Here is a 16,505-nt window from a genome sequence, read left to right as displayed (position 1 = left end):
GAGTGTGCCTTTTGTTTAACTATTGGATCGTCCATCAAACCACTTCAGTAATCCATATGGAACAATTTATTCCTCCAGAAGCTGATATTGCCTAGTTCAATACCTCAGATGAACCAATGCTTCTTTTTCGTCTCTTTAACAAGTGCTATCGATGAAACCAACCAATTTCACCTATTTAGAGTATTTTTATTTCTCTCTTTTCAAAACAATACTTGTATATAACCAAACAGTCAATACATAGTAAATAAAGTACATGACAAAGAAAATTCCGAATGGTATCAACACATCACGATATGGATCATTCATTAAAAATTCAAATAGTCTTAAACCAAATAAGACATGGATCGCTCCTAAAATACCAGGCGCTAAGAATAAAACACCAATTTCTCGTCGAATCGATTGTCTTAATAAACCACGAGTCGCACCGATTTTTTCTAACATCGTATATCGACCAATATCGCTCTTACTACCTGAAAGAATCTTAAACATCAAGCAACTTGCTAACATCGCTAAGAACGCAATTCCTAGGAAGAAGCCCATAAATTCCATCCCTGAGAAAATACCATTCACTTGTTGATACATTTCATATTTTTGTCCACTCATAGCTTGGTAATCTTTCAACTCTGGATTGACTTGATTATTTTCTTTTACTAATGTTTCGATACCTGGTAAACTTGCTTCAAAATCTTTGACTGTAATTAATTGTAACGTTGTTTCTGGCAACGCTAATTGATCGAATTCACTCGCACGAACTAATTTTATTCCCTTCGCTTGTTGCGTAGGTAATTCGTTTTGTCTTAATGTCTCTTGCAACTCACTTGATTTTGCGATTTCTTCACCAGTTGCTGTCTTTACTTTGTTATCCGCAAAAGTGTTCCCACTATATGCAATATATCTAAGCGGCTCTTTTTCCCATTCATCATAATTGTAATAAACGTATTGTTCATCTTCTTTTTGAGCATAGATGTTATTTGACGTTGGATTTAGTTCTCTGACTTTTCCTTGGTCAATCTTTTGTGCATTGTTTAGAACTAAATCATAAGCGTTTGATGAATTGGTCAATGCGGAGATTTGATTTCTGAATCCTAAACCAACCGTTAACGCTCCTAAAGCTAAAGCAAATAAGATCGCTACCATTGAAAGCATTTGCGTATAGTCCCGAATCCTAAAGCTTAATTGTGATAAGGTAAAGTTGTTCAACTTTTTCAATGAGATACCTTCTGATTTTTTCAGTAAAGACAAGAAGAAAATAATCACTGAATGGAAAATGAAATAGGTTCCCAGACAAATCGTTACGAGAGAAATCCCTAAACCAGACAATCCAATACGTGCAATTTCTGATAGAACGTAATAACCAACGCCTAATAAAACAACCCCTAATACAACTTCAAGTAAAAATAAAAATTTATTTTGTTTCATTCGTGTTGGTGTAGCTTCCGCACGAATCAATGTAAGAATTGGCTTTTTCACAATTGAAAAAGCATTGGTGATTGCTGCTAATAAAAACAAAACAGCAAAAAAGAAAAGAGTGATCAGAATACCCTTTACACTAAATGGTGTAAAATGTGTAATTGAAATGTTTAATTGTTCAACGAGTACTCGTTCCACAATACTTGTTAGCCCTACACCAATCGCAGATCCGACGACGGTCGCTGTAGCACCCACAACAAATGTTTCGGTAAAAATCATTTGTGCAATTTTTCTGCCCTTAGCCCCTAACATCATAAACATTGCATAATCTTTCTGACGCATTGCCATTAAAAATGAATTAGCATAAAGGATGTACACAAAAGTAATGATTGCTAATAATACCGAGCCAAAATGAAAAATTAAAACAGTTGATCCAACGGTAGAATTACTTTCTAAAAACGCTTCATTGCTTGCGATTGACTCGAACATATAAAAAATAGCTGAAGTCATAACCAAACCTGAAAATAATACAATATAATCTCTTAAACGCCCTTTAATCCCAGTAAGCGATAATTTCCAAAGCATGTTTTTTCCTCCCCTTACTGTTCTAGATTTCCTAAGATCGTTAGAATATGACGATAAAACTCATCACGGCTTTGCTCGCCACGTTTGACTTCTTCGTGGATACCGCCATCTTTGATAAATAAGATTCGTTCACAGTAGCTGGCAGAAAACGGATCATGTGTTACTAATAGAATTGAAACATCATCTTTTTGATTCAATTCTTTCATCGTATCTAGCAAATCACGCGCACTCTTAGAATCTAAAGCTCCAGTCGGTTCATCACCTAATAAGATCGTTGGTTGTGTAACCAAGGCACGAGCTGCTGCTACCCGTTGTTTTTGACCACCTGAAATTTCAGAAGGATAACTTCCCATGATATGAGAAATCGATAAACGTTCTGCTACTGCTTTGACCCGTCGCTTGATTTCTTTAGGTTTAACACCTTGTAAGGAAAGTGGTACTGCAATGTTTTCTTGTGCAGTTAAGTTTTCTAGTAAATTAAAATCTTGGAAAATAAAGCCAATCTCTTTCGCACGAAAGTCTGCTAATTGGTTTCCTTTTAACTTTGTTACATCGTTTTGATTGATTCGGATATTTCCGTCTGTGGGTTTGTCTAATGTAGATAAAATATTTAACAACGTTGATTTACCAGATCCAGAAGCCCCCATGATTCCGATAAATTCTCCTTTTTCTACTGTAAAGCTAATCCCACTTAAGGCTTGTGTCTTCTTCTCATTATTCTTACCGTAGATTTTTGTTACATTTTGAACCTCAACAATTTTTTCCATTTTCATCTATCCTTTACTTAGTTTTTCTTGTGCTAACTTAGGTATATCGTTTTGTTTGACTTCTTCATAAGAAGTGACACCTTTGCTTTTATTCCATGTAATCTCTAAATAGGCTCCTTTTCTTAAAGGACGCGGTTTTTGTCCATTAAATGTTAATATTTTTTCACTTCCCTTTTCATCATATCCGGGAAGAGTATATTTATATTGGATGGTTATTTCATTACGATTATCTTTTATTTCCTCTTTTTCTCCATCTGTCGTAATTTTGACATAGTAGCTATCGCCACCCATGATCATTCGATCTGCAATTTTTAGGCCCCCAAAGATAAAAACTACCGAACCTAATACCAACGCTGCAATGGAAATGCCAATCCCGACCAGTAGTTTCTTCATTTCCTCTCCTTCTTTCACATATGATAGGGCAATTATAAAAAAAAAGACCGTATTTTACCTTTGATTTAGCTGTCAAATATCTTTCAATATTGTCATTTATCTATCACAAAGCAAAAGAGTGATCCGCAAGCTTGAATCGAATCGTTTTTTATTTAGATAATAGTTTGATGAATTTTATAAAAAGAAGTTGAGATAAAAGTGTTTAGCATCAAGAAATAAGAAGGACTTTCCGAAAACTGCTTCTCAAATTTTTTGAAGATGCTGCTTTGATCTTACCGTGAACAAGAGGTCAGCTCTTTGAACGCCATTTATTCGTTTTTAGAGATACTAAAAAAGACTGAGTTTTGGCTCAGTCTCTGACTACTCTACTGTTTTATTATAGAAAAAATACAGTTGAAAAATTCGTTACAATCATACGATATTTACTCAATAATGGCTATTTTTCTTTCACTGTCCCTGTATTAATGACTGGTTGTGTTCCTTTATTTGTAATAATCGAAACAAGTAGGTTATTGATCAATTGGACTTTCCGATCATCTGTGAAATTGATTTCTTGTCCTGTTTCAATTTGTTCCAATGCCATTTGTGTCATCGTAACTGCTCCTTCAACGATCGTTTGCCGAGCCGATAAAATAGCTTTTGCTTGTTGTCTTTGTAACATTGCACTAGCAATTTCAGTCGCATACGCTAGATGATTCAATCTCGTTTCAATCACCTCGACCCCAGCAACAGATAACCGCTCTTGTAGCTCGTTGGCTAATTCATCAGAGATGGCAGTCGTATTGCCTCGCAAAGTCAAATCTTCTTCATTGAAAGTATCATAAGGGTATTGGCTGGCAATATGACGAATCGCTGTCTCACTTTGAATCTCAACAAAATCTTGGTAATACGCCACATCGAACAACGCCTTAGCCGTGTCAACAACTTTAAAGACTACGACGGCAGATATTTCGATGGGATTGCCGTCTAGATCGTTCACCTTTAAAACCGAACTGTTAAAATTTCGTACTTTTAAAGATAAGTTGATTTTTTGTGCAAACGGAACCGTTAAGAAAAACCCACTTTCTCGTATCGTCCCAATGTACTGTCCAAAAAACAAAATAACTTTTGCTTGGTTGGGACTAACAACCATTGCGGAGCTTAGTAGTGCAATAGCAATCAACCAACAAACGAAACCCATGACCGTTTGGAAGATCGCTCCACTTGTCATGCCAAAATAGAATAAGAAGCCGCCGATACCAACTAATAACACCAAACCGATCAATCCAATATACCCATTTACATAAACCGCTTTCTTTTCACTCATCACTTAGTTCCTTTCTTAGACCATTCCTACATGATTGGTTTCTTTCTAATCCGTGCCATCACTCCCTCTAATTCTAATTCCTTATCTTCTGTGATATACCAACCACTCACTTGTGGTCCTCCGGAAGTTTGGGGTAGATATTCTAACCTTGTGCGTACCCAATGTTTTTCTTCAGTAAAATAATCTTCCACTAAAATCTCTAAATCAATTCCTGCAGAAAGAATCAAATTCTCTCGAACTGATTTGAACACAAAACGCTCTTTTTCTTCGTCGTACTTTAAGATCCCTGTATCTAAAATCGGCAAAGAGTAATAGTCTAATTCCCTCTTTACTTTCAATAAATGATGGAATACTTCATTGTAAACTTGTTCTAATTGCCGACCTTCTGAGTTATTCGGGTAATCGATCATCACACGTTCTTTTTTTGTATCATAATATTTATGATTAAGTTCCGTGAGATAATTATGTAATTTTGTTATTTCTAACTGTAGCTCTTCTCGTTTCGCTTCATCTATTCTCATCTATTTTTCCACCTTATTATCTCAGCTGTGTTTTCTCTATTTTCTCTTATTTTACTACAGATTTGTAAGTTAAGCGATGAAAAAAATCGTTATTCCCCATGATACTGCCCGATGTCTTAGCATCCTAACAGTCATATCTGTTATATTAGCTAACCTATCCGAGATAAAAGATGTAAAATCGTTATCTAAATGTGAATAAACTGTTATTCGAAAAAAACTTTTACGTGGATCATCATCCATAATCAACGTCCGTCATTCAAAATCTTTTGAAAAAAATCACTTAATCAAAAAATCGAAAAGTTCCAAAAATAGTTGCACCTATCTTTGAACCTCTTCGATTTATTTCTCTTTACTTACTCTTAATGAAAGACTTTATCCTTTTTAAACATCATATTGATGGTTTTCGTCAGCTATCACCACACTGCTATCATAACCAGTGATTTTTATATTGTTTTCTCCTTTGATCACTGTTTTGATTGGTAATTCTTCATTATTTTTTGTGACAGTTGACATCCCTAATAGATCAATATCTAATCCAATCTCTCCATTATCAAGAAAGTCTACATAGCAATTTTCTAACATAACTGTTCCTTGGGTATTTTTGAATCCATTTAAGAATAGATTCCCATACTTGGCATTCAATTCGATGTTTGAAATATCTGAATTATCAATATTTACATAACTTTGTACAGAATTTACTTTGACTTTTTTTCCATCAACTTTATTAAATGTAATGTATCCACCATTATTTGTAACGGAAACATTCTCACTCACTACGTCATTTAATAAAAGTTGTCCTTGCTCTCCTTCTAACACAAGTTGATCTAAAGGAAGTTCGCTAGGAACTGTCAGAGTGATTTTGGATGTGTTATTCATTACATGAAACAAGACGTTTTGTTCACGACCATTTCCGTTAATCGTCAAAGTATCTCCTTTAGTAGTGACTTGAGGTTTACTTGCTTTTTCATACGTAGAGTTAACTTCAAAATTTTTGCCACGTTTGATCTCAACTTGTTGGTATTGTGCATTGACCACTATTTTGTTGATTTTTTCTTTTGTCGATATCACTTGTGAGTCATGGTTCATTTCGACCAATTGAGGGCCATTTTCCCAAGCAAGGCTTCGGTGCGTCCCAAACGCATAGGTTGTCCCAGCAAGTAAGCCACCACTAACCATCAAGCCTAGACCAGCCATTAAAAAATATTTTAATTTCATCTTCACACCTCTTTTTCTTATAACTTCGACGAATGAATCGCACGTCTCGTTACAAAACGACGTCCAACCCACTTCACAAAATTCATCATCATTTTAAATATCCATTTTGTCATTTTCAGAAGGAGCGGCGCACAGAAGACGACGGTTCCAGTAGCGAATAGTCCTAATCCAACGTAAAATAATCCACTTTCTATCGACTGCCCCAACACACCAATACCCGAAACAACTGAAAATAATCCAAGCCCTAAAACAGTAATACAACCGACATAACCACCTACCAGCAAAGCAACTAATAGACATAATAACCCCACGATCACTGCAACAAAACCAATCGCCAAAGGAATCAACAGAGGGGAGGCACATAAGCCAATCACGATCATCCAAATCAACCGAATTTGTCGTTTAGAACTTCTTGGGTTGACTTCATCTGTTGCTGAATCATCTTGTTCAGAGAAATAATTGATTTTCAATTTAAGCGCAAACTGTTTAGGCGTACCATATTCTTCAATGATTTGATCAATTGTTTTGCCAGAATCTAAAAAATATTCTTCATAATATTGAATCAAATCGAATCGGTCATCTTCAGGAATCTCTTGGATTTCCTCTATTACCTCATCTAAATATTCATTCATGTTTATTATCCTCCAATAATCGATTTAAGGAATCTCGAAAGACGATCCACTCATCAATAATATCTTCTAACCGATTATACCCCGCTGGTGTTAATTGATAATATCGACGATTTCTTCCTTCAAAGGGTTCATCATAAGTATCTAAAAATCCTTCTTTTTTTAACCTTCTTAAGACGGGATACATCGTTGACTCACTTACCGACAGGCTTTCCTGTACGATTTTAGTCAACGCATAGCCATACATATCTTCTTTACTCAATGCAGCTAATACCGTGCCATCAAGTAATATCGTTGGAACTTGGATGTGCATTCCTTCACCTTCTTTTATACAATATCTTCTTTCACAACATATTATACTACATATAATATTGTTTTAAAATATAAATGTTGATTATTTTTAAATAAAACAGCATAATAGTCAGATCTAAAATCTATAAATAACGCTCAGAAATCAATTGCTGCTTCAGATTATTAGAGTTGAGCCATTTGAGAAAGACAAAAACATACTAAGATTAGTCGACGGAATACCTTACCCACTCATCTTAGTATGTTTCTTTTATCACGTAATTGATCTGGTTCTAGTTCATAATAAAACAATTGAACAGATCAACTACTTCATCATTAAAGTTTAGCTTTTTATTTTTTCAAGCTGATCACAGCTGTGGTTCCTACCTCAGGAATGCTGTTATAGCGTATCGTACCCTCATGCAATTCAAGGATTTTTTTTACCAAAGACAATCCCAAGCCATTGCCAGCCATCTGACGGCTTGTGTCTCCTTGATAAAATTTTTCAAAAATGCGATTTTGAGTTTCTTCGTTCATCCCTACACCTGAATCCGTTACTTCCAATAAAATATCTGTAGCATTTTGAGTCAAACGAATTTCGATCTTGCCATCAGGTTGATTATACTTGATCGCATTATCCATAATATTCAACCACACCTGGTATAAAAATTCTTCGTTTCCCTCATAAAAGACCGTATCCAAATCGATATGCAACTTCAACCCTTCCCATTTAGGTTGCAAAAACACGATGACTTCTCGTATTTGTTCATCTAAACGAAATTTATGCTTTTCGATTTTGACACTTTGGTTTTCTAACTTATTTAGTTTCAAGATATTTTCAGTCAACTGTGAGAGCTGAGTAATATTTTCAATCAATCGTTGCAAAAACACTTGCTTCTCTTCTTCTGGAATATCTGGTGCTTGTAACAATTGGACATAGCCTTGGATCGTCGCTAGTGGTGTTTTAAACTCATGTGAAACACTCGAAACAAAATCATTTCTTAGCGTTTCGATGCTATTGAGTTCTTGGACCATCACGTTGAAATCTTTATATAACTGCTGGACTTCTGCGACTTTGGGAGGTTCCTCCATTCGAATAGAAAAATCACCTGTAGCTACTTTACTCATATTTTTACGTAGTTCACTGATTGGCTTCAAGATCCTATGACCGACAAAGCCAGAGATTACCGTTCCAACGATCATGCTAAAAAAAGCAAAAACGAATAACGGATAGAGTGTTGGTCGTTCAGATGGCGTAACGTTTTGATGAGAAAGCAAAAAAATAAAGCCTAAGAAACACAGTAGAGTCACTAATATTGAAACAAACACAATGCTAGCAAAGTAGATCCACAGTTGAGAGTATAATTTCTTTTTCATCTTTTGACCTCCGCTTTATACCCGAGTCCTCTAACGGTGATGAGCTGAAAATCTTCACTTGCTTCAAAACGTGTCCTTAATCGTTTGATATGTACATCGATCGTTCGTTCTTCTGTATTTGTATCCAGCCCCCAAATATCGTCCATCAATTGTTGTCTCGTAAAAATCTTATTCGGATAAGCTAACAGTTTGTAAAGCAAAAGAAATTCTTTCTGAGGCAGCACACTAACCTTTTCATTTTGTCTTACTTCATACGTTTCCTGATCTAAGGTAGTATTTCCAATATTCAATTGATTACTATGATTGATTTTTGCTCGCCTTAATAACGCTTCCACACGTAAAACCATTTCATTGACATCTACGGGTTTCGTCATGTAATCATCCGTTCCTAACTGGAAACCACGTTTTTTATCTTCAAAATCGGCTTTAGCCGTGATCATCAGCACAGGAAGCTCTATTTTTCCATCTCGTAAACTTTCCAACAATTCATAACCATCCATCTCAGGCATCATGATATCGGTAATAATCAATTCTACATGAAAATTTTCCAATCGTGCTAGTGCTTCTGTTCCACTACTAGCTGTGACCACCGAAAAACCAGCATGTTCTAATACTGAACGATAAAGCAATTGTAAATTTTCATCGTCTTCTACTACTAATATACGGTTCATTTTATTCCCTCTATTTTTTGAAAAATTTCTTGTTTCTTTCTGATTGTTCATATTGAGTTAACATTCATTGATTATACTGCGTTTATTGTTCTGATATACTTTTAAGTATACCGAATATTCTAATAAGAAAGAAGGACGAATATGCTACAACTTAAAGATATAAAGAAATATTATAAAGTTGGCGAAACAACGACTAAAGCATTAGATGGCGTATCTGTTGCCTTTAGAAAAAAAGAATTTGTTGCCATTCTTGGTCCAAGTGGTTCAGGAAAAACAACGATGTTGAATGTCATCGGTGGCTTAGACAACTATGATTCCGGAGATATGGTGATCAACGGAAAGTCCACAAAAGACTTTAAAGATAGCGATTGGGATGCTTACCGAAACAATTCGATTGGTTTTATTTTTCAAAGTTATAACTTGATTGGACATTTAGGAATCATCGAAAATGTTGAATTAGGGATGACGCTTAGCGGTGTGGCCAAAGAAGAAAAACGCCAAAAGGCTGAGGAAGCCTTACGCCGTGTCGGTTTAACGGACCATATGCACAAAAAACCAAACCAATTATCTGGCGGACAAATGCAACGGGTCGCAATTGCCCGTGCTTTAGCCAACGATCCAGATATCCTCTTATGCGATGAACCAACTGGAGCACTAGATACCGAAACAAGTATCCAAATCATGGAATTGATCCAAGAACTATCTAATGAGAAGCTAGTAATCATGGTTACCCATAACCCTGATCTTGCTCATCAATATGCAGATCGAATCATTGAATTTTCAGATGGTAAAATCTTGGCAGATTCACATCCTCATATCGAACGACCAAAAGATGATCAATTCAATTTACGTCGGACAAAAATGAGTTTCTGGACAGCCTTGAAACTTTCATTTAATAATATCCGCACGAAAAAGGGGCGAACATTTTTGACGTCCTTTGCTTCAAGTATTGGGATCATCGGGATTGCGATCGTCTTGGCATTATCTTCAGGCTTCCAAAAACAAATTGATAAAACACAGTCTGAAACGATGGCAAAATTCCCGATCACTATCTCCAAAGTGACAACCAATCGTTCAACAGATTCTGCTTCATTGGGTACGAGTAAAGCGGATTATCCAAATACAAAACAGGTAACTGCTAAAATCAGTGATGAAGATAAAGCACAGCACACCAATAAAATCGACCAATCTTATGTAGATTATGTCAAAGATATCGATCCTAATTTAAGTAATAATATTGGCTTTACTCGTGCTACTGGTATCAATATGCTTCGCCAAGTTGATGGTAAAGTGCAACCAGTAAGTTTCTCTAACCAAAACCCTGAAAACGAATCATTATCATTATCAAGCACGATGTCTGCTATGACGGGTGTCGGTGTTTCCAGTTTTCCAACACAGTTAGACAATCAAAAAGAAAACTTTTTAAAAGCGAACTATTCACTGCTTTCAGGCAGTTATCCTGCTTCTGCGAATGACGTGGTCTTGATCGTAGATGGTAACAACAATACAAATATCAATGCCTTGAAAAACCTGGGCTTTGATGTAAAAGACGGTCAAAAATTAGACTTTGATCGCATTGTTGGGACAACTTTCAAAGTGATCAACAACAATGATTACTACACGAAATTACCTACTGGCAACTTTATTCCAAATACTGATTACGATACGATGTATGCTAATTCAACGAGTGAAGTAAAGATTGCAGGGATTTTACGAGTAAAATCTTCTTCAACAATGAATCTTCTTTCACCTGGAATCGCATATAGTGATCAATTAACGACACAAATCGTTAACGAAAATAAAGATTCTGAGATTGTAAAAGCGCAAAAAGATAGTGATACGAACGTGATGTCCAACGAAAAAGTGGATGAAACAGCTAAACAATCACTGATCAGCTATTTAGGTGGTGACAGCATTCCAACTAGCATCATGATCTATCCAAATAACTTTGGTGACAAAGAAAAAATCCTTGATTACTTAGATGCTTACAACAAAGGAAAAGCAGAAGAAGATAAAATCATTTACTCTGACTTAGCAGGAACAATGACTGAATTGACTGGTGGTTTGATGGATGCCATCACTTATGTATTGGTTGCTTTTGCTGGTATCTCACTAGTGACAAGTATGATCATGATCAGTATTATCACGTATACTTCAGTCATCGAACGTACCAAAGAAATCGGGGTGTTAAAAGCATTAGGGGCTCGTAAAAAAGATATCACTCGTGTTTTTGACGCAGAAACTTGTATCTTAGGAATCTCTTCGGGCTTATTAGGTGTTTTGATTGCTTGGTTAGCAACGTTCCCAATCAATCATTTACTCTATCAAATGACTGATCTAAAAAATGTGGCTCAACTGAACCCACTCCATGCACTGATCCTCGTGATCGTCTCTACGATCTTAACGATGTTAGGTGGGCACATCCCAGCAAGAATGGCTGCTAAAAAAGATGCAGCGATTGCTCTGCGTGCAGAATAAACGATTGATATTGATTGAAAGAGATTGAGAAGTCTTTAGCAGCAAGAAATAAGAAGGAATTTCCGACAATTGACAAGAAACACAAATACTTGTTTTCCCTGTTGATTGTCGTCTACTTGGTTCTTCTCAAATTTTTGGACAATTTCGGCTTATTGCCGAAGGTCAGACTTTGAACACTATTTATTCTTTTTTAGAGATACTAGAAGAAACTGAGACAAGTTTTAGCTCAGTTTCTTCTTTATTTTTTAGTCAGTAATATTATGTGTTAGAAACAACATAGCATGCACTGTTGACTGGATTGTAAGAATAGTAGATGTACCACTCTTGCGTGTAGACCCCCCAGCACATATTGCTTCTCCAATTGCAACTTTAGAGCTGTAGTTATTCCCTATTTCTGTACCTATGTTTTTTACAGTTAAATGATAGAATATGCATCTTTTAGAAAACGCTTAAATAGCCAAAATTATTTTTATGTATTTGAAACTTTTTCCTATTTATTTGACTCTAATAGATGTAAGAGAAAAAATCTTTATGAAGTGGGAGGAAAATCGTGTGCCCAGTGATTTATTTTTAGTAAAAAAAGCAAAGGAGGGAGATAAAGAGGCATTTGTCCAATTGTTTAAAAGTTATGAAGCTGTTCTCTATAATACAGCGCGTAAGTTTTTGAACAATTCAGAAGATATTGCAGATTGTTTACAAGAAACAGCATTGACGGCCTACAAAAATATCCAAAGCGTGCAAAAACCAGAATATTTTAACACCTGGTTATGCAAAATTCTCATTAATAATTGCAAAAAAATTCTCAAAAAATCAAAGAAAGAAACTTTTTATGTAGAATACGAGGAAGAAAAAAATACAACGATACGTTCAATGGAATTAAAACACATGCTACAAAAATTAGATTTGAAATATCGAATTCCGTTGGTGCTCTATTACTATAATGGGTTTTCCATCAAAGAAATCAGCACGATATTATCTGAACCAGTCAATACAGTGAAGACACACCTTGCTCGAGGGAAAAAACTACTAAAAATAGAGGAGAGCTAGGAGGAGAAAAAATGACTATTTCTGAAAAGAAATTTATGGAAGAACTCAAAAAAGAGGAACGCTTACCCTCAGAAGTACGAACCAAATTAGAAGCCACCTATGACTCTATACGAAAGGAGAAACAGGTTCCACTTAAAAACTACATAAAAAAAAGGGTTTATTTGATAGCTGTTGCCGTATTTCTCATAAGTATCTGTTTGTATGCTTACTCACCCTTAGGCACTGCAACTGCTAATTTTTTACGGTTTGGGAAATTTACTTCTGAAACATTGAATCAAGAAGGGTTTATTTCCAACCAACAACTTACAGCCTATGATAAAAAAGCAGATATACAGTTAACAGAACTCTATGTAGATAAAAATGAACTAGGGTTACATTTTACTGTTCATCTTCCAAAAAACTCGGAGCTTTTAAACAAAAAATGGGAGAAATATGGATTAAATTTTGGGATCAAAAATGGGCAAGATCAGTATTTGATTGATTTTCGTTCAGGTCTAGCAGAAGAAAAAGAAGACTTGTCGCTATTCCGTTCGATCAATGAGGAACAGACCATTGATCGAGAAACAAACACATTGGAATTTATTTACAATCTACATCCTACAAAAACGGGCTCGGTTCCCTCTCTTGAAGAGACAACCATACAAATCAATGGCATCACAGCCTACAGAACAAGTGACCCAAAAACATATTCTATTTTTAAAGGCGAATGGGAACTACCTATTGATACAAGTAAGATCAACTATTTTGACGAAATAAATTTTACTCCAAAAAACAATCACCTTTTACCGATTGAGCGAGCAATGGCATATCCTACTAATTTTGTCATTCGTTTTAAAGATGAACAAGACTTTTTGAAAAAGTTGCCAAAACCAAAAAGTAATGCCGACAACAATATTCAATTAAAAATAGTAACTGAAAAGACGACAACCTATTACCCATATTCTAAATTTACTTCTGTTACTGAAGGGTCAAATAACTATTGGGATATGACTTTTGACTATTCTGGATATGATCAACAAGCCTCGATTTATCTCGAATTGAAAGGAATCGGAGAAATTGAGTTAGAAAAATAGATCGGATTGTGGCAAATCCATCATGGTAGTTAATAAAAAATGAGCAGAAGACAACTATCTTCTGCTTTAATTTTTTGGAATCACTTCTACAGAAACGATATCACCGATGTCTTTCTCAATTTTTTTACGAATATCTTTACGTATCCCTAAGATGTAGCAAATTGTTCCATCTTCGTTTTTCACCCCCATATTCACAATACTTCCCTCATATGCTACTCCATCAAATGTCGCTTGAACTTTGACTCGGCCTACACCAAACTCTTCTCTGAGATCATAAGGAAAAATGATATATGCGCCACCCTTACCTATTTCAGAAGCATAAATTTTTGACTGGAAAGAATATTTTTTTTGCATTTCCCCACCCCTTTTTTGTTCAGTATAACAAAAAAAAGGACCCTCCACAGCTGATCGTTCAACTGTATGGAGGAGCCCTTTTTGAAATTAACTGATTCTTGCACTTACTTGATTAGCTGACTATTTATTTGCTTTGACTTCTTCAACTAATTTCGTTAATGCTTGTTGTTGGAATTGCGTTGCTAATTCTTTTGACAATGTTGCTTGTTCTTCTGGCGTCATGGCTGGATTTTCAGTCATAGCTTTCATCAGATCTTCTTGTACAAAATCCTTTGCGTCGCTTTCCATCGTACTTTGTTGTTCTTTTACTCGTTGCGCTAATGTTTTTGCTTGATCCGTACTTAATTCGATCCAATCAGCTGGAATTTTAAAGGTATTCACACGACTGGCATATTCGTGGTTATTGTCCGCTAGATTGAACCAGAATTTATACATATCATTTTTATAGACCCAATAAGTTGTTTTTGCTACTTTTTGCGCTTGACCAGTCGTACGTTCTACTTTATTGGTTTCATTATCAGTACCGGTAGCTTTTGGTTTCTTTTGGTCTTCACTCGTACGGTAAAGGTAGACTTTTTCAGTTCCGTCACCTAACGCTTGATATAAAAGCATATTTGCACTATCTGAATCAGCACTTGATACGATGTTAGTGGTTTTCGTTTCAGTTACTTTTTCCATACCAAAATGGTTGGATAAATTAGCCACGATCAACCCTAAGGATGCCACAAAGACTAACCCAAAAAGTAATGATACAATTGTTTGCCAAGCTTTTTTTGCAAAGATATTCATTAGGGCAAAAGCCACTAAACTAATGATCAATACGAAAATAATCATGCTTTATCCCCCGCTTTCGCTAGAACAGGTTCTTTTCTCTTCAATAAGAAGGCAATCACAAAACCAATCACACCAAAGACGATCGCCACAAAGAATGCTGCGTGGTAACCAGATAATGTCGCATTGATCGCTTGGTCTTTATAAGTTAAAGGCGTGCTTTCTAAGACTGATTTTGCAGGTAGATTATCTTTTGTCACATTGGTCAATACACTGATCAAAATAGCTGTCCCAATCGAACTAGCAATTTGTCGGAAGGTATTGTTTACTGCAGTCCCATGACTGATCAGTTTGTTTGGTAAAGCATTCATACCAGATGTTGTTACTGGCATCATAACCATAGAGATCCCAAACATCCGAATCGCATAGAGAACAACAATATATAAAATAGGCGTTGTTTTTGTTAAGAAAGCAAATGGTGCTGTTGCAGCGGTTAGCACGAACATCCCGACAATCGCTAAACGTTTTGCACCGTGTTTATCAAAGATCGCACCTGTGATCGGCATCATCGCCCCCATAATCAAGGCACCGGGTAGTAACATCAAGCCAGAATGAAAAGCTGATTCGCCACGGATATTTTGGATATATAGAGGAACAACCATTTCAGCACCGACCATCGCCATATTCGTTACACCAGCTAAAACTGCTGCAATCGTAAAGGTTGATGATTTAAATACACGCAGTTCCAAGAATGGATTTTCCAAACGAAGTTGGCGCCATGCAAATAAGGCAATAAATATTACCCCTACGATCAAGAAGCCGATCACTTTCGCACTGCCCCATCCAGCATCACCGACACTTGAAAAGCCATAAAGCAAACTACCAAATCCAATTGTTGAAAGGATAGCAGATAGAATATCGATACTTGGATTTGATAACGGAATAACGCTTCGCATCAAGAAAAAGGCTAAGACCAAAACTAAGACGACAATTGGTAAGACCATACCAAATAGATCACGCCAATGATAGTTATCAATAATATAACCTGATAATGTTGGTCCTAAAGCTGGAGCCAATCCAATAACGATCCCTGACATCCCCATGGCAGATCCTCTTTTTTCTGGTGGGAAAATCGATAACATAATATTTTGTAATAAAGGCATTGAAACACCCACACCACAGGCTTGGATCAAACGTCCAATCAATAAAGTACTAAAGTTAGGGGCAACAAAACAGGTAATTGTTCCGATTAAAAAGACTGACATTGCTGATAAATATAAACTTCTTGAACTAAATTTATTGATCAGCCAAGCAGTAATCGGAATCATGATTCCGTTAACCAATAAGAACCCTGTTGTTAGCCATTGAACACTTGATGCAGAGATATCAAAATCTTTCATCAGCGTAGGAAAAGCTGTAGTTAATAAGGTTTGATTTAATACCGTACAAAAGGTACCAATCAATAAAACGACAACTAATAGTGTCCGATTATATGGTTTGCCGTAAATATCTACGGGTTGATTTTTATTCATATTTCTCCTTCTTTCTGAATTCTTTCTGAAACCACTTGAATACTTTAGTCCTATTTCGTTCATTTGTCAACCTACTTGACACATAAGT

At 35.9% G+C, this 16,505-nt stretch carries 16 protein-coding genes; 3 read left to right on the top strand and 13 right to left on the bottom strand.

Annotation, left to right across the window (positions count from 1 at the left end):
- Nucleotides 1-186: 186 nt before the first annotated feature.
- From AB3H90_RS08315 to AB3H90_RS08270, 10 genes are all read right to left on the bottom strand, one after another.
- A complete protein-coding gene (locus AB3H90_RS08315; protein ID WP_176581636.1) occupies nt 187-1,995 on the bottom strand; it encodes an FtsX-like permease family protein in 1,809 nt (602 codons plus the stop codon).
- 14 nt (nt 1,996-2,009) lie between these two features.
- Complete coding sequence (locus tag AB3H90_RS08310; RefSeq protein ID WP_010720235.1) at nt 2,010-2,762, bottom strand: ABC transporter ATP-binding protein; 753 nt, start codon at nt 2,760-2,762, stop codon at nt 2,010-2,012.
- 6 nt (nt 2,763-2,768) lie between these two features.
- Nucleotides 2,769-3,155: a YxeA family protein gene (locus tag AB3H90_RS08305; protein ID WP_034699252.1), complete on the bottom strand. Its 387-nt coding sequence runs from the start codon at nt 3,153-3,155 to the stop codon at nt 2,769-2,771.
- A 436-nt stretch (nt 3,156-3,591) separates the two neighbouring features.
- The gene (locus tag AB3H90_RS08300) at nt 3,592-4,461 is read right to left on the bottom strand and encodes an SPFH domain-containing protein (RefSeq protein ID WP_368016535.1); all 870 of its coding nucleotides are present in this window, start codon (nt 4,459-4,461) and stop codon (nt 3,592-3,594) included.
- 26 nt (nt 4,462-4,487) lie between these two features.
- Nucleotides 4,488-4,982, bottom strand: a complete 495-nt coding sequence (locus AB3H90_RS08295; RefSeq protein ID WP_010720238.1) for a DUF5348 domain-containing protein — start codon at nt 4,980-4,982, stop codon at nt 4,488-4,490.
- Nucleotides 4,983-5,363: 381 nt separating this feature from the next.
- On the bottom strand, nt 5,364-6,197 hold the full coding sequence (locus AB3H90_RS08290) for a DUF4097 family beta strand repeat-containing protein (protein ID WP_010736937.1): 834 nt from the start codon (nt 6,195-6,197) through the stop codon (nt 5,364-5,366).
- 17 nt (nt 6,198-6,214) lie between these two features.
- Nucleotides 6,215-6,829 carry a DUF1700 domain-containing protein gene (locus tag AB3H90_RS08285; RefSeq protein ID WP_010720241.1) on the bottom strand — a complete coding sequence of 205 codons (615 nt, stop codon included), beginning with the start codon at nt 6,827-6,829 and terminating at the stop codon, nt 6,215-6,217.
- The gene (locus tag AB3H90_RS08280) at nt 6,822-7,139 is read right to left on the bottom strand and encodes a PadR family transcriptional regulator (protein ID WP_010736935.1); all 318 of its coding nucleotides are present in this window, start codon (nt 7,137-7,139) and stop codon (nt 6,822-6,824) included. The genes AB3H90_RS08285 and AB3H90_RS08280 overlap by 8 nt, the downstream gene beginning before the upstream one ends.
- 326 nt (nt 7,140-7,465) lie before the next feature.
- A complete protein-coding gene (locus AB3H90_RS08275; RefSeq protein WP_010736934.1) occupies nt 7,466-8,491 on the bottom strand; it encodes a HAMP domain-containing sensor histidine kinase in 1,026 nt (341 codons plus the stop codon).
- Nucleotides 8,488-9,162, bottom strand: a complete 675-nt coding sequence (locus AB3H90_RS08270) for a response regulator transcription factor (RefSeq protein ID WP_010720244.1) — start codon at nt 9,160-9,162, stop codon at nt 8,488-8,490. Before AB3H90_RS08270 ends, AB3H90_RS08275 begins: the two co-directional genes overlap by 4 nt.
- 141 nt (nt 9,163-9,303) lie before the next feature.
- On the opposite strand from AB3H90_RS08270, the gene AB3H90_RS08265 reads away from it, so the two are divergent.
- The 3 genes from AB3H90_RS08265 to AB3H90_RS08255 all read left to right on the top strand — a co-directional run bounded on the left by AB3H90_RS08265 (nt 9,304) and on the right by AB3H90_RS08255 (nt 13,760).
- The gene (locus AB3H90_RS08265; protein ID WP_010736932.1) at nt 9,304-11,640 is read left to right on the top strand and encodes an ATP-binding cassette domain-containing protein; all 2,337 of its coding nucleotides are present in this window, start codon (nt 9,304-9,306) and stop codon (nt 11,638-11,640) included.
- A 552-nt stretch (nt 11,641-12,192) separates the two neighbouring features.
- The gene (locus AB3H90_RS08260) at nt 12,193-12,687 is read left to right on the top strand and encodes an RNA polymerase sigma factor (RefSeq protein WP_010720246.1); all 495 of its coding nucleotides are present in this window, start codon (nt 12,193-12,195) and stop codon (nt 12,685-12,687) included.
- Nucleotides 12,688-12,698: 11 nt separating this feature from the next.
- Nucleotides 12,699-13,760, top strand: coding sequence for a DUF4179 domain-containing protein (locus AB3H90_RS08255; RefSeq protein ID WP_207431855.1), 1,062 nt, complete (start codon nt 12,699-12,701; stop codon nt 13,758-13,760).
- Nucleotides 13,761-13,826: 66 nt separating this feature from the next.
- On the opposite strand, the gene AB3H90_RS08250 is transcribed toward AB3H90_RS08255, so the two are convergent.
- The 3 genes from AB3H90_RS08250 to AB3H90_RS08240 form a co-directional block, all read right to left on the bottom strand.
- Nucleotides 13,827-14,114: a DUF1905 domain-containing protein gene (locus AB3H90_RS08250; protein ID WP_034699260.1), complete on the bottom strand. Its 288-nt coding sequence runs from the start codon at nt 14,112-14,114 to the stop codon at nt 13,827-13,829.
- A gap of 120 nt (nt 14,115-14,234) precedes the next feature.
- Nucleotides 14,235-14,948 (bottom strand): DUF4811 domain-containing protein, encoded by a 714-nt coding sequence (locus tag AB3H90_RS08245; protein ID WP_368016534.1) that lies wholly within the window; start codon nt 14,946-14,948, stop codon nt 14,235-14,237.
- Complete coding sequence (locus AB3H90_RS08240; RefSeq protein WP_034699264.1) at nt 14,945-16,417, bottom strand: MDR family MFS transporter; 1,473 nt, start codon at nt 16,415-16,417, stop codon at nt 14,945-14,947. Before AB3H90_RS08240 ends, AB3H90_RS08245 begins: the two co-directional genes overlap by 4 nt.
- Nucleotides 16,418-16,505: the final 88 nt, after the last annotated feature.

Source organism: Enterococcus sp. C63, assembly GCF_040887215.1.
GTDB lineage: Bacteria > Bacillota > Bacilli > Lactobacillales > Enterococcaceae > Enterococcus_B > Enterococcus_B hirae.
The sequence above is the reverse complement of the archived record's forward strand: the minus strand, read 5'-3'. Positions and strand labels throughout refer to the sequence as shown.

Coding starts and splice junctions, on each gene's coding strand:
- AB3H90_RS08315 (WP_176581636.1), bottom strand. CDS start 1,995: ATGCTTTGGAAATTATCGCTTACTGGGATTAAAGGGCGTTTAAGAGAT.
- AB3H90_RS08310 (WP_010720235.1), bottom strand. CDS start 2,762: ATGGAAAAAATTGTTGAGGTTCAAAATGTAACAAAAATCTACGGTAAG.
- AB3H90_RS08305 (WP_034699252.1), bottom strand. CDS start 3,155: ATGAAGAAACTACTGGTCGGGATTGGCATTTCCATTGCAGCGTTGGTA.
- AB3H90_RS08300 (WP_368016535.1), bottom strand. CDS start 4,461: ATGAGTGAAAAGAAAGCGGTTTATGTAAATGGGTATATTGGATTGATC.
- AB3H90_RS08295 (WP_010720238.1), bottom strand. CDS start 4,982: ATGAGAATAGATGAAGCGAAACGAGAAGAGCTACAGTTAGAAATAACA.
- AB3H90_RS08290 (WP_010736937.1), bottom strand. CDS start 6,197: ATGAAATTAAAATATTTTTTAATGGCTGGTCTAGGCTTGATGGTTAGT.
- AB3H90_RS08285 (WP_010720241.1), bottom strand. CDS start 6,829: ATGAATGAATATTTAGATGAGGTAATAGAGGAAATCCAAGAGATTCCT.
- AB3H90_RS08280 (WP_010736935.1), bottom strand. CDS start 7,139: ATGCACATCCAAGTTCCAACGATATTACTTGATGGCACGGTATTAGCT.
- AB3H90_RS08275 (WP_010736934.1), bottom strand. CDS start 8,491: ATGAAAAAGAAATTATACTCTCAACTGTGGATCTACTTTGCTAGCATT.
- AB3H90_RS08270 (WP_010720244.1), bottom strand. CDS start 9,162: ATGAACCGTATATTAGTAGTAGAAGACGATGAAAATTTACAATTGCTT.
- AB3H90_RS08265 (WP_010736932.1), top strand. CDS start 9,304: ATGCTACAACTTAAAGATATAAAGAAATATTATAAAGTTGGCGAAACA.
- AB3H90_RS08255 (WP_207431855.1), top strand. CDS start 12,699: ATGACTATTTCTGAAAAGAAATTTATGGAAGAACTCAAAAAAGAGGAA.
- AB3H90_RS08250 (WP_034699260.1), bottom strand. CDS start 14,114: ATGCAAAAAAAATATTCTTTCCAGTCAAAAATTTATGCTTCTGAAATA.
- AB3H90_RS08245 (WP_368016534.1), bottom strand. CDS start 14,948: ATGATTATTTTCGTATTGATCATTAGTTTAGTGGCTTTTGCCCTAATG.
- AB3H90_RS08240 (WP_034699264.1), bottom strand. CDS start 16,417: ATGAATAAAAATCAACCCGTAGATATTTACGGCAAACCATATAATCGG.